The following is a 15,889-nucleotide window of genomic DNA, read 5'->3' on the forward strand; positions in this document are numbered from 1 at the left end:
GTTAGCCCAAAACAATCCATTGTTTAGAGTTACTCATTCATCGCAGTGTTATTTAAATCCTGAGCATAGCGTCTGAAAATAAAAATACACCATCCCAGCGCAATCACGCCTAATGCCGCACCGATAAAACCGATATCCGACAGGCTCATGTGCGTAATAACCTTATTACCCAACAGCGCGCCGCCGCCGATACCGATATTGTAAATACCGGAAAGCAGGGACATCGCGACGTCGGTTGCATCGGGCGCCAGCGTCATGACTTTGACCTGCGTACCCAGCCCTATCGCCATAATCGAAGCTCCCCAGACGCAACAAAGCAACGACAGGGATATTTGATTGAAAGAAGACGGCAACAGCAACAGCAGGCACAGGGGCAACAGCGCTATGGACACGGTCAAAAAGCCCGCGGGATACTTACTGCTATACTGGCTGAATAGTATGCTGCCGATGATCCCGGCTCCGCCGAACAGCAGCAGCAGCGCGGTAATAAAGTCTCCGCTCATCATCGCCACGTCCTGAACAAAAGGTTCGATGTAGCTGTAGGCCGTAAAATGCGCGGTAATAACCACTACCGTTAAACCATAAACACAAAGCAGAGCAGGACGTTTAAACAATTCAGGCAGGCTCTTAAACGATCCGGCATGGCTGCTAGGCAACAGAGGCAGCTGTTTCATCATGACCAGCATAATTATGCAGGCCAAAAGACCGATAATCGAAAACGTGATACGCCATCCTAGATACTGGCCGATCAAGCGGCCCAAAGGCAGCCCCAGCACCATCGCCAGCGCGGTTCCCGTAGCCAGCAAACTCAACGCCTGCGCCTTCTTGCCCGCCGGCGCCAGACGAACGGCCAAAGATGCCGTGATCGACCAAAAAATCGCGTGAGACAGGGCGACGCCGATGCGGGCGATCACCAACACGCCAAAATTCCATGCCACGCCGGATAACAGATTGCTGACGGCAAACAGGATAAACACCTTAATCAACAGGCTTTTACGCTCCATCTTACTGGTAAGCAACATACAAGGCAGCGACATAGCCCCCACCACCCAGGCGTAAATGGTGATGATCAGTCCTACCTGGGCAGCGCTCATGGAAAAGCTGACTGCGATATCGGATAAAAGCGCAACGGGGACAAATTCGGCGGTGTTGAAAATGAAAGCTGCCAGAGCAAGGGTGATAACACGCAACCATGCAGTCGATCGGGGAGAACGAGTCATATATTGATATCAAAAGTTAAAATGATGGAAAAATGCGAAAATCAACTCTACTAGGAGGGGATTACGCGAGGCATCAATACTGCCGGGAGAGTATAGCGCTGAGATGTCAAATCTGTAATCAAGATCCCATTTTTTTCTAACTTACAAATAACCTCCCGAACGTGATATCAGCGCACGGGAAGTTTTATGCTCTGACGGACTATTTCAGCTTCAGCGTACTAATAATATTTTCCGCTTCGCTCTGGGCCTGCTGCTGGTTATCCGCCGGCAGCGTAATTTGCAACGTCAACAGACGCTCGTCCACCTTACCAAGCACAATGGATGAGTAGGCTTGCTGCCCGCTGCTGGTAATAATGCTATCCAACTGCTGCAATTTCTGTCCATCCACATCGATGGTTTTGTTGGTCACCACCTGAAGATTGGCGTCACGCGTGCGCTGCTGATCTTCCAGACGCTGCGCCAACACGGATAACGATTCCGTGGTGTTATCCCCCAGAATCACGATCACCGCTTTTTGCCCGTTTTCGTTAGCGTAAATGTGCATATTGTTGGCCTGAGTACCCAGTTTACCGCTTTGGTCACGCATATCCGCAGGCAGGGTAAAGGCGATTTTGCCGGACATCAGTTCAATAGCCACGCCCGCTGAGGCCTCAGCCGCCGGTTTATCCTGTGCTGGAGTCGTCGCGCTATCTTCCGTTTTGCCGTCACAGGCGGCAAGCATGACAACCAACAGACTCATTCCGAGGTATTTCACTACATTCGGCATTAGGGGTTCCCTTTCTTTTTTGAAGCAGATGAAGATATTATCGCACGCTATTCTACAAGTAAAAACAAGCGGTTTGTTGTCACAAACCATAAATCCAGGCGTGTAGCGCAGCAGCATTTTGCCGCCGAATTCGGGCGGCGAAACAGGGCCTAGCGGCGGTTTTCAGCGGATAGATACGGCATATCGGGCTGTTGCTCGCTCAAGCGCTTCAACACCATGTTCAGCATCACGCCATACATCGGCAAGAAGAAGAGCATGCTTATCAATAGTTTAAAAGTATAGTCCACCATGGCTATTTCAACCCAATTGGCGGACATAAAAGGATCGGTGCTGCGATAAAACGCAATAAAGAAAAAGGCCAGCGTATCGCTGAGATTTCCAAACAGCGTCGAAACGGTAGGCGCGACCCACCAGGCGTTACGCTGTCGCAGGCGGTTAAAGACATGAACATCCAGAATCTGCCCCAATACATACGCCATAAAGCTGGCGCTGGCGATGCGGGCAACCACGATATTGACCTGTCCCAATGCGCTGAACGACTGCCATTGCCCCTGATAGAACAGGACGGACACCAGATAAGAAACCAACAGCGCGGGCACCATAACGGTCAAAATAATGCGGCGGGCCAACGGCGCGCCGAAAATCCGCACGGTCAGATCGGTAGCCAGAAAAATAAACGGAAAGGTAAAAGCGCCCCAGGTGGTATGAAAACCGAAAATCGACACCGGAAGCTGTACCAGATAATTACTGGATGTAATGATCAGGATATGAAATAGCGAAAGCCATACCAGCGCCGTCAGCCGCTGTTGGGGGGTAAATCGAAACATAATATGTGACCTTTTTGGTTATTGGGGTGAGGGAACCCAAGAAACATCTTGCCTGACATAGCCGCACGTTTGGTGCATGCGCGGCGCATGATACGCATTTATCCCGACAATGCAATGGCTGTTTTTTAGGCAAACGTTGTCGTCGCTTGCGCCTATAAATCCCCAGCGTAAACTAAGGGAGCTTTTTATTACTCCCTAATCACAGAGAACGTTGATGACCGATCCTTTTGCCAATCCCGATAAAACCCTTGATGCGCAGGGACTACGTTGCCCCGAACCCGTGATGATGGTGCGCAAGACGGTACGCCAAATGGAACCCGGACAGACCTTGTTGATTCTGGCTGACGATCCCGCGACAACCCGTGATATTCCCGGATTTTGCCGTTATATGGATCATCACCTGCTGGCGCAGGTGACCGAGCAACTCCCCTATCGTTATTTACTGCGTAAAGGCGGCTAATGCCGGCGAAGGGGAGGATTGAGCTCAGAACCAGAGGCTTCGTCAACGCTCGGCCGACTAGCTACTCATCCCGTTTTTTAAGCAACCGCAGGGCGTTGGCGGTGACCAGCGCCGTGGCGCCGGAATCCGCCAGTACCGCCAGCCACAGGCCGGTAATGCCCATTACGCTGGTGATCAGAAACAGCGCCTTCAGCCCCAGCGCAATGGTGATATTCTGACGGATATTGCGCTGTGTGGCGCGCGACAGCCGGATCATCATCGCCAATCCGTTCAGACGACTGTGGGTTAACGCGGCATCCGCGGTTTCCAGCGCCACATCCGTTCCATTGCCCATCGCAATACCGATGGTCGCCGCCTTCATCGCCGGAGCATCATTAATACCGTCGCCCACCATCGCCGTGGGTTGCCGCCGATTAAGCTCGCTGAGCGCCGTTACTTTATCCGCAGGCAGCAAACCGGCCTGGTAATCAATCCCCAACTCGCCCGCTATCGCCGCCGCGGCGCGGGGATTGTCTCCCGTCAGCATTACGCAGCGTATATTCATGGTCTGTAATGCATCCAGCGCGCTTCTGGCATCGTTGCGCAGCGTGTCGCGCAGGGCCAGCAGCCCCATCACGCGGCTGTCTTCATGCACAATCACTACCGTTTTCCCTTCGCTTTCCAACACCCCGACACGTTGTCGCCAGTCGTCATCCAGCGTATCCGCGGGCAGCTTGGCCGGAGAGCTGGCTTGAAGGCGCTTGCCGGCGATCGTCCCCTCTACGCCGATCCCCGCCAGCGTTCGGCGATTGTCCGCAACGGGCAAAAACGCACTCACTTCTTTCGCGCGTTGCACGATGGCTTTAGCCAGCGGATGGGATGAACCGGACTCTATGGCGGCGGTACGCGTCAACAGCGCGGTTTCGCTAATGCCGGCCGCCGGTAAAATATCCGTAACCTGCGGTTTCCCCTCGGTTAAAGTACCGGTTTTATCAAAGGCCACGGCGCGCACGCTCCCCAGCGATTCCAGCGCGGCCCCGCCTTTAATCAGCGCCCCCTGACGGGTAGCCGCCGCAAGGCCGGACGTAATCGCCGCCGGGGTGGAAATCACCAGCGCGCAGGGACAGCCGATCAGCAATAGCGTCAATCCGCGATAAGTCCATTCCTGCCAGGGCTGGGCCAACAACAAAGGCGGGATCAGCATCACCAGTAAAGACAACAGCATAATGGCGGGCGTGTAGTAGCGGCTGAAGCGATCGAGGAAACGCTCGATCGGCGCGCGGCGTTCTTCCGCTTCCTCTATCAATTGCAGAATGCGATCAATGGCGCTATTCCCCGGCTGCGACACCACGCGTAACTGTACTACCCGGTCAACGCACAGACAGCCCGCCGCCACCTTATCACCCGCGCCCCGTTCAACCGGCACCGATTCTCCGGTCAACGCGCTTTCATCGAAACTGGCGTCAGCGGACAACAGCTCGGCATCGGCCGGCAAACGGCCGCCGGGCGCGACCTCAATCACATCGCCGGGAGATAAATCGGCAACCGGCACGCTGAGACGCCGACCATTGCGGATTACCGTCGCCTCTTCAGGCAGCAGCGACATCAGCGCGGCAACACCCCGCCGGGCACGGCTGGACGCATAAGACTCCAACTGTTCGCCCAGCATAAAAAGCAGCAGGACCACGGCGGCTTCCGTGGTGGCGCCAATCAGCAGCGCCCCGATAGAGGCCACGCTCATCAATGTTTCAATCGCGAAGGGCGTGCCGGAGCGAATAAGCCGAACCGCTTTTTTCACAACAGGAATGAGCCCCACCATGGTGGTGGCGATAAAAGCGATTTGTCCGCCGGACTCACTCACCAGTGAGAGACCCCAGCTTACCGCCGCCAACAAGGTAAAAAGAATCAAGAAACCATATTCATGGATAAAACGACGAGAATCAGGAGAAAGTGGCGCTTGTGGGGCGAGATCCCGCAGGGTAAAACCGACCTGTTGAACCGCGTATAGCACCTGTGGGCGAACATCGCTGCGGGCATCGACAACCAGCTTTTCAGTGGCGAACAGCACTTTGGCCTGTTCTATCCCGGTAAGATTTCTTACTGCATTTTCAACTTTACGTGCACAGTTGGGACAATCCATCCCACTGATTTTCCAGCTAAAACGACGGCATAACGCCGGTCGGTCGCCGTCGGGATCGTCGGAATCGGCATTATCGCCGCTCTCCGCTTGATTTTGATCCGGCTCCCTGCCGGTATTGGCAATGGCGCTCGGCGCATGTTTCACGGCGCAACAGCTTTTTTCAGCACGTGATGAATGACGGGCATGTTCATGGCTGCAGGCTGATTTTACAATGCCGTGATGATGCTGATGAGAATGCATAGCTTCCTCCTGTATGGGTGATAATAATTCTCATCAGAAACTTTACACCGTCATTTCAGGCCAATCCAGCATTTCACATACCGGGCCGCTACTAAAAATACAACGAACGAACGATTAAGAAATGCCCGCCGAAATAGCACGCCGCCACAATGGCCTGATGAGCGCGAAAATTGATGCGATAGTGGTTGATAAACCAGGCCGCGTGGGCGATAAACAGCAGCGCGCTGCCTGCCAGCAGCGAGAAGTTATAATCCGTCCCAAGGGCGAAATAGCGTTCGCCGGCGACCCAAACCATCAGGGTCGTCATGATGATGAATGCACAGGCCGGCCAACGCTGGGTATCCAGCCGGCTCCAGATGGTCGCGATCAGGATGGCGGCCAGAATGATAAGCGCCAACGCCAGCGGCCAGAAAAATACGAGCGTCATCTGGCTGGTGAAAAAGCTTATGGTATAAAGCAAATGAGAGAGAAAATAAGCGCCGAAAGCATAAAGCAGCCGCTGGGTCGGCAGTAGCATCAGCGTATCCGCCGCCAGGGTTGCCAATAACCCAATGACGATCAGGTAACCCGGCACGCTCAGCAGCGGCGTTTGCCAGGCCAGGGCCAGTAATAATAATAAGGTCACGGGTTTAAACAGCCAGCGCTGCCATACCGGCCCGCGATAGCTGGCATCAACATATAACCAACCGGAAAAGAGCACGGCAATAAATGACCAAAGCATAGATTATCCTTATTAGTATTAGACAAGCCGGATCAAAAAATCCGGAATCGGTTATACCGCTCTCCTGAACGATTAAGTTTTTCATGGCATCCGTAGCCTTATTCATTCAGTGTAGGGGATCGTGGAAAGGATCAACAACATCGGGTGAGACAGATGCGCACACCGGTGCTTCATGCTATGTTATCGGCCCGTTTGGACTGTGAATCGGCGCCTGTGATTATCTTGAAGGAGAGTATGGTTGAATGAGCAATGAACCCGCGCTTTATCGCATTCAATTCATGAATAATGGTAAAAATTACCAGCTTTACGTGCGTGAACTGGTACCAAGCAACCTGTTTGGTTTTATTGAAATCGCCGACTTCGTATTCGACAGCCAATCGACGGTGCTGGTTGATCCTTCCACCGAAAAGCTGAAAACCGAATTTTCAGGCGTCAGCCGCAGCTTCATTCCGTTACAAGCCGTGATCCGTATTGATGCGGTAACGGAAAAAGGCAGCGCGCGCATCTCCGAATTAGGCGATAACGTCACGCATTTCCCTTACCTTCCCGGCAAAAAGCCCTGACGCAATGCGTGACGTTCACCCACTATTGATACTGGCGGTAGCGCTCATTCTGGTGCTGGCCTGGCGCCAATATCAGCACCAGCGTAATCAGGACGCTCGCAATGATGCGGCTCCGCTGCAGACGATACGGGTGGAAATAACCGCCAAACGCGAGTTTCCGCAAAGGCGTAAACGCGCCCGCGGTTATGAAGACGGTTTTGAAGATATGTTTTATGAAGCCACATTCCGGCCGCTAAATGGCGGCGGCGCCATCACGCTGAGGATCGGCAAAACCGATTATAACCAGCTCGACAAAGCGATGCGGGGCACGTTGCAGGTCAAAGGCACCCGCTTTATCAGCTTTGCGCCCAGTCCGGAATAATCGTTATTTTTTCGCTTGTTTCGGCAGTTTTTTCTGCCAGGCAAGCAGTTCAAACACGCCAAACAAAAAAATACGCGCCTGAAACGCCTGACTCAGCGACGGGCTATCCTTGGGCTGGCTGGCTCTGAGCAGCAACAGTTGGAAACCATGCATCAGGAGCGTGAAGATCATCGCCACTATCATAAAAATATTCAGCGGCCTGGGGAACGGTTGAATCAGGTTAAACACGAGAATTCCCCATATTCCCAGCATCAATAATCGGCCAAGATTAATCCATATCATCACATTCCCCTTATTTTCTTTTCTCTACGATGATTATTGACGAATGTATAAACGGTACGCCACCTGACCGGCGATTTTTTCGCGGTGCAACCGCCAGTTGTCCGGAATAATCAACTGCACGTTCTCTGCCTCGGTTTCCACGTAGATCCACGCGTCTGGCGCTAACCAGCCCTGCTGTTCCAGCAAAGATAGCGTATTGTTCAATAAATCCTTGCGGAACGGCGGATCGAGAAAAACCACATCAAACGGCTCGCCGGTCTGAGCCAGCCATTGCAGGGTATCAATATTCACGACGCGGGCATTTTCCGCCCGGAGCAACATCAGATTTTGCGTGAGTTGCTGAGCCACGCCACGTTCCCTTTCCAGCAACGTGGCGTGAGCGGCATAGCGCGATAGCGCCTCTAGCCCCAGCGCGCCGCTGCCGGCAAAACAGTCCAGACAGCGCGATTGTTGAATAACCGGCGCCAACCAGTTAAACAGGGTTTCACGCACGCGATCGGTGGTAGGCCTTAAGCCGGGACTATCCGGAACAGGGAGTTTTCTGCCACGCCACTGACCACCGATAATTCGGATCTGCCCGGCGGCTGACGATGCATTTTTTTTAGCCATAGCTCACGTATTGGTTACCGTGCTAAACGGCCGGCACGGTACTGTCAGGAAAATTTAAGCATTATTCTAAGGCGCTTAAGCGCTATACCCAATAGATTTATGGCGAGCTATCCTGCCCATGCGCAAAGGCCGCCGCCAACGCAGCGTTGAAAAACGCGTCCGGCGTTTTTTCAAGAGACCGTCTGGAAACAGCAAAAAACCGATAACGGCGACGCAAATGACCGGTTTGACATACTTCGTTACCGAGATTGTCCGCCATTGCCCCCTCCGGCCGCGTGTTGCTGTCGACAGGAAAGTGTTAAACTTGTTGCTTATCGTCAAAATAGATTGGTTTTAATTATTTATTCGCTGCAGTAAGCGGCGTGGAGCGCGATTGCAAGATGACAAAAGAGAAAAAACGCGGTTTTTTTTCCTGGTTTGGACGAGGCCGACAGGAAGAAAAACAACAAGAGCAACCGCAAGATAAATCTGAAATTCTTGATACGCCGGCGTCCGAATCCGATGCCGATGTACATCCCCTATCCGAACAGGAAACCGAATCCCCCGTTCTGGAAAACGACGCGCTTAGCGAGCAGACGCCGCCGGAAGAGCGTCATGCCGAAGAGGAGGCGTTGACGCAGGAACGCTCTCCAGAGGAAGAGGCCGCGCCCGTGGAAGAGACGGCGTTGGTTGCAACGCTCTCCGATGCCGATGATAGCGCCACGGCCACAGAAGATGCGGTCGTCGTTGACAATGAGGCGGAAGAGATTCAGTCCGGGAACGGCGTTCCGGTCATGCACGAACAGGAACGGCCAACCAAAGAAGGATTCTTTGCCCGTCTGAAACGCAGCCTGGTAAAAACCCGCCAGAATCTGGGTTCAGGATTTATCGGATTGTTTCGCGGCAAGAAAATAGACGATGATCTGTTTGAAGAGCTGGAAGAACAGTTGCTGATTGCGGACGTCGGCGTTGAAACCACGCGCAAGATTATCGCCAACCTGATAGAACATGCCAACCGCAAGCAGTTGAAAGATGCGGATACGCTTTTTGCCAAGCTGAAAGAAGAAATGGCGACAATTCTTGCTAAAGTTGATGAGCCGCTGAATGTTGAAGGCAAAACGCCCTATGTGATCCTGATGGTCGGGGTCAACGGCGTGGGTAAAACCACCACCATCGGCAAAATGGCGCGGCAATTTCAGGCTCAGGGTAAATCAGTGATGCTGGCGGCGGGAGATACTTTCCGCGCCGCCGCGGTTGAACAGCTTCAGGTCTGGGGGCAGCGCAACAATGTCGCGGTGGTCGCTCAGCACACCGGCGCCGATTCCGCTTCCGTCATTTTCGATGCCATTCAGGCCGCGAAAGCCCGCGGGGTGGATGTACTGATTGCCGATACCGCCGGCCGTTTGCAGAACAAAGCCCATCTGATGGAAGAGCTGAAGAAGATTGTGCGCGTAATGAAAAAACTGGATGACGAAGCGCCGCATGAGGTGATGCTGACGCTGGACGCCAGTACCGGACAGAACGCGGTGAGTCAGGCTAAGCTTTTCAACGAGGCCGTCGGTCTGACGGGGATCTCGCTGACCAAACTTGATGGCACCGCCAAGGGCGGGGTAATTTTCGCCATCGCCGACCAGTTTAGCATTCCCATCCGCTATATCGGGGTCGGCGAAGGTATCGAAGATTTGCGGCCGTTTAAGGCTGATGATTTTATTGAGGCACTTTTTGCCCGTGAGGATTAAAACGGATGATTCGCTTTGAACAGGTCAGTAAAGCTTATCTCGGTGGACGTCAGGCATTGCAGGGGGTGGATTTTCATTTGCGTCCGGCAGAAATGGCCTTCCTGACCGGTCATTCCGGGGCGGGGAAAAGCACCCTGCTGAAGCTGATTTGTGGTATTGAACGTCCCAGCGCCGGCCAGATTCTGTTTGGCGGACATAACATCAGCCGTTTAAAAAAGAGCGAAGTGCCGTTTCTACGCCGCCAGATCGGGATGATCTTCCAGGATCACCACCTGCTGATGGAACGTACCGTTTATGACAACGTCGCGATGCCGCTGATCATTGCCGGCGCCAGCAGCGAAGACATTCGCCGCCGGGTCTCCGCCGCTCTCGATAAAGTCGGCCTGCTGGATAAAGCCAGAAACTACCCAATCCAGCTTTCCGGCGGGGAACAACAGCGGGTAGGCATTGCGCGCGCCGTGGTCAACAAGCCCTCGGTTTTGCTGGCGGACGAACCTACCGGCAACCTGGACGACGTCCTGTCCGAAGGCATTCTTCGTCTATTTGAAGAATTCAACCGGGTGGGCGTCACGGTATTGATGGCAACTCATGATACCGGGCTGATATCCCGGCGAAATTACCGGGTTCTGACGCTGTCCAATGGCCGCATGATTGGGGGAAACCATCATGGCGAATAAAACCCGTAATGTGAAAAAGCCTGAGAAAAAGAACAGGTCGTTACGCGGCGGTTGGCAGGAACAGTGGCGTTACGCCTGGATGAATACGCTGGCCGATATGCTACGTCAGCCGCTGGCGACCTTATTAACCGTCATGGTGATAGCGATCTCTCTGGCGTTACCCAGCATTTGTTATCTGGTATGGAAAAACGTCAGTCAGGCCGCGGCGCAGTGGTATCCTACGCCGCAGCTCACCGTATACCTGGATAAATCCCTGGATGACAACGCCGCCCAGGCGGTGATCGCCCAGATCCAGTCGGAAGACGGGGTCGATAAAGTCAATTATCTGTCGCGCGATGAGGCGATGGGCGAATTCCGTAACTGGTCGGGTTTTGGCGGCGCGCTGGATATGCTGGAAGAAAATCCGTTGCCCGCGGTGGCCATTATTACCCCGAAAATGACGTTCCAAAGCGCGGAGACGCTCACGACGCTACGCGATCGGGTGGCCGCGACGCAAGGTGTGGATGAAGTACGCATGGACGATAGCTGGTTCGCCCGTCTGGTGGCCTTAACCAGCCTGGTCGGGCAGATTTCCGCGACGATTGGTATATTGATGGTGATTGCCGTCTTCCTGGTGATCGGCAACAGCGTGCGTCTGAATATCTTTAGCCGGCGGGAAACCATTAATGTCATGAAGCTGATTGGCGCGACGGACGGCTTTATTCTGCGGCCGTTCCTCAATGGCGGCGCGATGATGGGATTTGCCGGCGCGGTGCTGTCGTTAATCCTGTCTCAGGCGCTGGTCTGGAAGCTCGGCGCGGTGGTCACCCAGGTTGCCTCGGTCTTCGGCACCACCTTTACCGTCAAAGGACTAAGCTGGGACGAATCCCTGTTATTGCTGCTTATCGCCGCAATGATTGGCTGGCTGGCCGCATGGTTGGCGACCGTTCAACATTTACGTCGTTTTACACCACAGTAATCTTTTTTTGCTATAATCATCCCTTGTGCAACAGGCTGTGCGCACAAGGGAAATCCCCTCGGCCATCGCGTTTTCCTCCATCTCCGCCGACCTGCGTTTTTCTCAGGAATTCGTCTTGATATGTTAAATAAGATGGATAAAATTAGGGAACTTGTGAGAGGAATCACAGTCTGAATACATTGGATACTGCGACGGATTTTTAGCGAAATGCTTTTACCCGGATTACCGCAAAATGTCGGCGTAAAGCAGCATCGGTATCGCAAACTTTTTTAGCGAATTGTTTTTTACAAATGTTTTTAACAATCGCATGAGCGAGCTTCTAAGAATAAGAAGCATCGCATAAACCGTAGTCATGAGAGAGGTTGAATGACCAAAGATATGCAAACTTTCACCTTAGTTCCCCAAGGCAGTCTGGAAGGTTACATTCGAGCCGCCAATGCCTATCCGATGCTAACGGCGGAGGAAGAGCGGGCTCTGGCTGAACGGCTGCATTATCAGGGCGATCTGGAAGCGGCTAAGCAGCTCATTCTGTCGCACCTGCGTTTTGTTATTCATGTAGCCCGTAATTATGCCGGCTACGGCCTGCCGCAGGCGGATCTGATTCAGGAAGGCAACATCGGCCTGATGAAGGCGGTGCGCCGTTTTAATCCTGAAGTGGGGGTTCGTCTGGTCTCCTTCGCGGTGCACTGGATCAAAGCTGAAATCCACGAATACGTTCTGCGTAACTGGCGTATTGTGAAAGTCGCGACCACCAAAGCTCAGCGTAAGCTGTTCTTTAACCTGCGCAAATCCAAACAACGTCTTGGCTGGTTTAACCAGGAAGAAGTGGAACTGGTCGCTCGTGAACTGGGCGTAACCAGTAAAGACGTGCTTGAGATGGAATCCCGTATGGCGGCGCAGGATATGACGTTTGATCCGACGCCGGATGAAGAAACTCACGACGGCAAAGCAATGTCGCCCATGCTTTATCTGCAGGATAAGTCCTCCGATTTTGCCGATGGCATTGAGGAAGACAACTGGGAAAACCATGCCGCGGATAAGCTCACCTATGCGCTGGAAGGCCTGGATGAGCGTAGCCAGCATATCATCCGCGCTCGTTGGCTGGATGACGACAACAAATCGACATTGCAGGAACTGGCCGATCAATACGGCGTATCCGCCGAACGTGTACGCCAGTTGGAAAAAAACGCCATGAAAAAGCTGCGGGCCGCGATAGAAGCCTAAATCTGCTGACGGCTATAGTTCTCCGGCCACTCATCATCATAATCCCCGCTCAGGCGGGGATTTGCTTTTTGAAATCGAGAACCATAGATATCAACGTGACGATTGTCGATGCTATCTCTGATCCTGCCGCGCAGTACGGCGATCAATCATATAACCACCGACCGGCTTTTTCTGACTCAACCAGCATACGCACAGTTAGAGACAGCGGCTTATAGTGATCGGTTTTAAACCTTTCAGGTAACAGAAAGTTGGGTACGAATGGGATCCCTTCCCGCGGGAAGTACCTGACCCAGCCAAGATTTGAGCAATCCACTTTAAAACGTTCTGAATATTTTTCCATCATCTCGAGGACATCTTCCTCTAACGTCGCCTCCTTTCCTGTCGTCAGAGACGTATCCAGATCAAGATCATACGCAGATAATTCTTTACGCACAAAATCAAGTATTTCTATCGCCTTATCACCGCTCATACCCTATGCTCCGGTTTAACTATAAGGTTAAAACGTCTAACGCTATTTAAGGTAATCATTGCCAAATCATATGCTGTGATAATAACGCCTACCCACGGCAACCAACGGCCAATAAGTCCCCCTAGACTATTTGTTTTTGCCCATTGCCCATTCAACATTGTTCTCCATGTCGGGGAACGCCATCGGGTTTCAAGGCGATGCCTGATCAGACTTCTCATTGCAACGGATAATGGGCTGGTATTTTTAGTCGTTCTCAACGCGTCAAGCTTTGTTCGGGTAGGAATTATTGGAATTCCACCAATAATCAGTGCCAAAGAAAATACATCCTTAACGCCAAGTTGATTTTGGGCTTCATCAACAACGATCCAGAATGCCAGTTCTCCTTGGGTAAGGTTCATCATTCCGTCAAAAAAATAGCTGCCATTGCGTTGTTCAACCGTATCCATCCGTTTATCGTCCAGTAAGTGATTTAACGTCATCAATACTGGATGATAAATAATCAGGAGTTCAGATCCAACATTTCAGCTTATCTGCACAACAGGGCAAAGTCTCAGGAACGACAAATGATGCAATGAAGTCGCCAATTGACCGTTGCCCCAATTTTACCTATGCTAGCCTTTCATTCTTTATATAGCGCCAGCCGCCGGATACCGGTGAAAAACCGCAGTTGAGCATAAATCTTCCCAGCACGGATTCATCCACCGTCGCGTGATCGGCTGTCGCCAGCCACCACTCTTTGACCTCAGGCAACATTCTGAGCGTTTCTTCTACCAGATACAGACCTACGCCACGTCTTCGGGTCTCTACGCGCACCATAAGATCGTTCAGTTGAGCGTATTCTCCCTTGATTTCCACTAGCACGCCAGCCAACAGCCGATCGTTAAAACGGGCGGCAAACAAACGTCGATCCGAGGTAAGTCCGTTTTCCAGAAGATCGATATTTTGATGCGGCCATATTTTAGACAGATCGGTTTTATCCTGAGGGCTGAATACGGTAAGGCACTCAACGGTTAGTTTCATTTACTAGCACTCCATTAAATGAGTGAAGGATAATGTATCTTGTCTGCAATCAAATGGTTAAATAATTTATTCATTATCGTTAACAAGGAAAATGTTTTTTCGGTTTCCCGATTTTCGAGTAAAACGTTATTTATTAACCCGTAACCTAGCACAAGTAACTATAAATAAAATAAACATTGGATTTTAAAGCTAGTATTTTATGCTGTTTAAACAGCTTGTTTTTGATAACATCAGTTGATCTGCAGCATAAAATTCCTGTTTAATAATATGAAAAATAACGCCTTATTAGAAATCATAACTAATAAAAGACCTAACCTATTCTTGTATATCAGGAAAAAGGTTATCTTATGGCGCAGGACAGTCAATTTTTCGGCAGTATCCATAATAACGATACATGGGGTAAACGGATGAAATTTAATAAAGGTAAAACATTGCTGATGGGATGTATGGCAATCGCGTTGAGTCAGGCGGCGAACGCCGCGGATATCAAAGTGGCGGTTGTCGGGGCAATGTCTGGTCCTGTCGCACAGTATGGCGATATGGAGTTCATTGGCGCGCGTCAGGCCATTGCCGATATCAACGCTAAAGGCGGCGTTGACGGAAATAAGCTGGTTGGCGTTGAGTATGACGACGCCTGCGACCCTAAACAGGCGGTCGCCGTTGCCAACAAAGTGATCAATGACGGCATCCGCTATGTGATCGGTCATTTGTGTTCTTCCTCCACGCAGCCTGCATCTGATATTTATGAAGAAGAAGGCGTGATCATGATTACGCCAGCCGCGACCAACGCCGATTTGACCACTCGCGGCTACAACATGGTGCTTCGCACCACCGGCCTGGATTCCGATCAGGGTCCAACCGCAGCGAAATACATTGTCGATACGATTAAACCTCAGCGTATTGCCGTTGTACATGATAAACAGCAGTACGGCGAAGGCCTGGCCCGCGCGGTTCAGGATAACCTGAAAAAAACCGGCGCGAATGTGGTGCTATTTGAAGGCGTGACCGCCGGCGATAAAGACTTCTCTACGTTGGTTGCGCGCTTGAAGAAAGAAAACGTGGACTTCGTTTATTTCGGCGGATATTACCCGGAAATGGGGCAAATCCTGCGTCAGGCCCGTCAAGCCGGCATGAGCGCCAAATTTATGGGGCCGGAAGGCGTGGGCAACTCATCACTGTCCAACATCGCGGGTGAAGCGTCTGAAGGGATGCTGGTTACGCTGCCCAAACGTTACGATCAGGTGCCGGCGAACCAGCCGATCGTTGATGCGCTGAAAGCGAAAAAACTGGACCCGACAGGCCCGTTCGTCTGGACCACCTACGCCGCATTGCAGTCTCTGACGACGGCCATGCAACGTAGCGGCAGTATGGAGCCGGAAGATCTGGCGAGCAATCTGAAAGCGAAAGCCGTTGATACCGTTATGGGGCCATTGAGCTGGGATGCAAAAGGCGACCTGAAAGGGTTTGAGTTTGGTGTGTTTGAGTGGCATGCAGACGGTACTTCCAGCGCAGTGAAGTAATCGTCGCGCAGTGATGGGGTAAATGGCGGAACATCATAGCGTTGTGTTCCGCCAGTGCGGCAACCGCCGTACTCTACCGAATCTGTATAAATCCCTCAATACCGATGCCCCCGTTGTCGCAAGACGCGGGGGCAG

The 15,889-nt window shown here is 52.2% G+C and carries 18 protein-coding genes; 8 read left to right on the plus strand and 10 right to left on the minus strand.

All coding sequences use genetic code 11. From position 1 onward, the window contains the following. Nucleotides 1–29: 29 nt before the first annotated feature. From ACN28R_RS17760 to ACN28R_RS17770, 3 genes are all read right to left on the minus strand, one after another. On the minus strand, nucleotides 30–1,220 hold the full coding sequence (locus ACN28R_RS17760; protein WP_095835087.1) for a sugar transporter: 1,191 nt from the start codon (nucleotides 1,218–1,220) through the stop codon (nucleotides 30–32). A 199-nt stretch (nucleotides 1,221–1,419) separates the two neighbouring features. Continuing rightward, a complete protein-coding gene (locus ACN28R_RS17765; RefSeq protein ID WP_095835088.1) occupies nucleotides 1,420–1,986 on the minus strand; it encodes a DcrB family lipoprotein in 567 nt (188 codons plus the stop codon). Nucleotides 1,987–2,135: 149 nt separating this feature from the next. Then, on the minus strand, nucleotides 2,136–2,813 hold the full coding sequence (locus ACN28R_RS17770; protein WP_095835089.1) for a 7-cyano-7-deazaguanine/7-aminomethyl-7-deazaguanine transporter: 678 nt from the start codon (nucleotides 2,811–2,813) through the stop codon (nucleotides 2,136–2,138). A gap of 214 nt (nucleotides 2,814–3,027) precedes the next feature. On the opposite strand from ACN28R_RS17770, the gene tusA reads away from it, so the two are divergent. After that, on the plus strand, nucleotides 3,028–3,273 hold the full coding sequence (gene tusA, locus ACN28R_RS17775; RefSeq protein WP_048636631.1) for a sulfurtransferase TusA: 246 nt from the start codon (nucleotides 3,028–3,030) through the stop codon (nucleotides 3,271–3,273). 61 nt (nucleotides 3,274–3,334) lie between these two features. Here the strand turns inward: tusA and ACN28R_RS17780 are convergent, their stop codons facing one another. Further along, nucleotides 3,335–5,632, minus strand: a complete 2,298-nt coding sequence (locus ACN28R_RS17780; protein WP_095835090.1) for a zinc/cadmium/mercury/lead-transporting ATPase — start codon at nucleotides 5,630–5,632, stop codon at nucleotides 3,335–3,337. 91 nt (nucleotides 5,633–5,723) lie between these two features. Then, a complete protein-coding gene (locus tag ACN28R_RS17785) occupies nucleotides 5,724–6,353 on the minus strand; it encodes a lysoplasmalogenase (protein ID WP_048636633.1) in 630 nt (209 codons plus the stop codon). Nucleotides 6,354–6,595: 242 nt separating this feature from the next. Between ACN28R_RS17785 and ACN28R_RS17790 the strand changes: the two genes are divergently transcribed. Together ACN28R_RS17790 and ACN28R_RS17795 are read left to right on the plus strand one after the other, a co-directional pair. After that, the gene (locus ACN28R_RS17790) at nucleotides 6,596–6,916 is read left to right on the plus strand and encodes a DUF1820 family protein (protein WP_048636634.1); all 321 of its coding nucleotides are present in this window, start codon (nucleotides 6,596–6,598) and stop codon (nucleotides 6,914–6,916) included. Between the two features lie 4 nt (nucleotides 6,917–6,920). Further along, entirely contained in the window at nucleotides 6,921–7,277 is a 357-nt protein-coding gene (locus ACN28R_RS17795; protein ID WP_048636635.1) for a DUF2500 domain-containing protein, read from the plus strand. Nucleotides 7,278–7,280: 3 nt separating this feature from the next. On the opposite strand, the gene ACN28R_RS17800 is transcribed toward ACN28R_RS17795, so the two are convergent. Together ACN28R_RS17800 and rsmD are read right to left on the minus strand one after the other, a co-directional pair. After that, nucleotides 7,281–7,556, minus strand: coding sequence for a DUF1145 family protein (locus ACN28R_RS17800; RefSeq protein ID WP_231604291.1), 276 nt, complete (start codon nucleotides 7,554–7,556; stop codon nucleotides 7,281–7,283). A gap of 36 nt (nucleotides 7,557–7,592) precedes the next feature. Then, on the minus strand, nucleotides 7,593–8,168 hold the full coding sequence (gene rsmD / locus ACN28R_RS17805; protein ID WP_048636637.1) for a 16S rRNA (guanine(966)-N(2))-methyltransferase: 576 nt from the start codon (nucleotides 8,166–8,168) through the stop codon (nucleotides 7,593–7,595). A 380-nt stretch (nucleotides 8,169–8,548) separates the two neighbouring features. Here rsmD and ftsY point away from each other — a divergent pair, with 380 nt between their 5' ends. From ftsY to rpoH, 4 genes are all read left to right on the plus strand, one after another. Further along, entirely contained in the window at nucleotides 8,549–9,886 is a 1,338-nt protein-coding gene (ftsY, locus tag ACN28R_RS17810; protein WP_095835091.1) for a signal recognition particle-docking protein FtsY, read from the plus strand. A gap of 5 nt (nucleotides 9,887–9,891) precedes the next feature. Next, nucleotides 9,892–10,563, plus strand: a complete 672-nt coding sequence (gene ftsE / locus ACN28R_RS17815) for a cell division ATP-binding protein FtsE (protein WP_095835092.1) — start codon at nucleotides 9,892–9,894, stop codon at nucleotides 10,561–10,563. Further along, nucleotides 10,553–11,521, plus strand: coding sequence for a permease-like cell division protein FtsX (gene ftsX, locus ACN28R_RS17820; RefSeq protein WP_048636640.1), 969 nt, complete (start codon nucleotides 10,553–10,555; stop codon nucleotides 11,519–11,521). The genes ftsE and ftsX overlap by 11 nt, the downstream gene beginning before the upstream one ends. 366 nt (nucleotides 11,522–11,887) lie before the next feature. Further along, nucleotides 11,888–12,745, plus strand: coding sequence for an RNA polymerase sigma factor RpoH (rpoH, locus tag ACN28R_RS17825; RefSeq protein ID WP_048636641.1), 858 nt, complete (start codon nucleotides 11,888–11,890; stop codon nucleotides 12,743–12,745). A gap of 142 nt (nucleotides 12,746–12,887) precedes the next feature. Here rpoH and ACN28R_RS17830 read toward each other — a convergent pair whose 3' ends face one another. From ACN28R_RS17830 to panM, 3 genes are all read right to left on the minus strand, one after another. Next, nucleotides 12,888–13,214, minus strand: a complete 327-nt coding sequence (locus ACN28R_RS17830) for a DUF1493 family protein (RefSeq protein ID WP_048636642.1) — start codon at nucleotides 13,212–13,214, stop codon at nucleotides 12,888–12,890. Beyond that, entirely contained in the window at nucleotides 13,211–13,660 is a 450-nt protein-coding gene (locus ACN28R_RS17835) for an STM2901 family protein (protein WP_048639704.1), read from the minus strand. The genes ACN28R_RS17830 and ACN28R_RS17835 overlap by 4 nt, the downstream gene beginning before the upstream one ends. 160 nt (nucleotides 13,661–13,820) lie before the next feature. Next, nucleotides 13,821–14,234 (minus strand): aspartate 1-decarboxylase autocleavage activator PanM, encoded by a 414-nt coding sequence (gene panM, locus ACN28R_RS17840; RefSeq protein WP_048636643.1) that lies wholly within the window; start codon nucleotides 14,232–14,234, stop codon nucleotides 13,821–13,823. 407 nt (nucleotides 14,235–14,641) lie between these two features. Here panM and ACN28R_RS17845 point away from each other — a divergent pair, with 407 nt between their 5' ends. Beyond that, entirely contained in the window at nucleotides 14,642–15,754 is a 1,113-nt protein-coding gene (locus tag ACN28R_RS17845; RefSeq protein WP_095835841.1) for a branched-chain amino acid ABC transporter substrate-binding protein, read from the plus strand. The last annotated feature ends 135 nt before the right edge of the window (nucleotides 15,755–15,889 follow it).

Origin of the sequence: Brenneria goodwinii (assembly GCF_002291445.1) — a bacterium.
Lineage (GTDB): Bacteria > Pseudomonadota > Gammaproteobacteria > Enterobacterales > Enterobacteriaceae > Brenneria > Brenneria goodwinii.